General features: G+C 64.9%; 1 protein-coding gene. It reads left to right on the top strand.

The window, feature by feature from the left end; all coding sequences use genetic code 11:
• A partial coding sequence (gene cfa / locus AC1DT2_RS24415; protein ID WP_477299324.1) for a cyclopropane fatty acyl phospholipid synthase occupies nucleotides 1-963 on the top strand: 963 nt, incomplete at its 5' end.
• Nucleotides 964-1,003 lie beyond the last annotated feature (40 nt).

Below are 1,003 nucleotides of genomic sequence, written 5' to 3'. Positions count from 1 at the left end.
ATGGAAGGCTGGTGGGACGTCGGCGACCTCCCGGCCTTCTTCGCCCGCGTACTCGGCTCCCATGTCGACGACTCGCTGCGTACGCTGGACACCCTCGTCGCGCACCTGAAGGCGCGTTTCCTCAACCTGCAGCGCGGCGACCACGCCTGGGACGTGGGTCGGCAGCATTACGACCTGGGCAACGACCTTTTCGAAGCGATGCTGGGCAAGCGCATGGTCTATTCCTGCGGTTACTGGGCGAACGCAAGCAACCTCGACGATGCCCAGGAAGCCAAGCTCGACCTGATCTGTCGCAAGTTGCGCCTGCGTCCTGGCCAGCGCCTGCTGGACATCGGTTGCGGCTGGGGCGAGGCCCTGAAGTACGCGGCGGAACGCTATGGCGTGAGCGGCGTCGGCGTGACCATTTCGAAGGAACAGGCCGAGTACGCGCGCGAACTGTGCAAGGGCCTGCCGATCGAGATCCGCCTGCAGGACTACCGCGATCTCGACGAACGCTTCGATGCGATCCTGTCGGTAGGCATGTTCGAGCATGTCGGCGGGAAGAACTACCGCACCTGGTTCGAAGTGGCGCGGCGTTGCCTGCATCCCGAGGGACTGGCTGTCCTGCATTCCATCGGCAGCAACGAACAGCCGGGCCGGCCCGACCCATGGATCGAGAAATACATCTTCCCGAACTCGGTCATACCGGCGATGAGCCAGGTGGCGACCGCGCTTGAAGGGCTGTTCGTGGTCGAGGACTGGCACAACTTCGGCACCGATTACGATCGCACGCTCACCGCGTGGCTGGCCAACTTCAACGAGGCGTGGCCGCAACTGGCCGGACGTTACGACGAGCGGTTCCGCCGTATGTGGCAGTTCTACCTCGGTTGCTCGGCCGGTATCTTCCGCAGCCGACGCGATCAGCTGTGGCAGCTCACCCTCTCGCCCAGGGGTGTTGCCGGCGGGCTCCGCGTACCGCGCTGACGCCGCGACGACTTCGTGCCCCGTACGGTCGGGGCATGAA

It is taken from the genome of Luteibacter sp. P4_E6, from assembly GCF_056401535.1.
The sequence above is the reverse complement of the archived record's forward strand: the minus strand, read 5'-3'. Positions and strand labels throughout refer to the sequence as shown.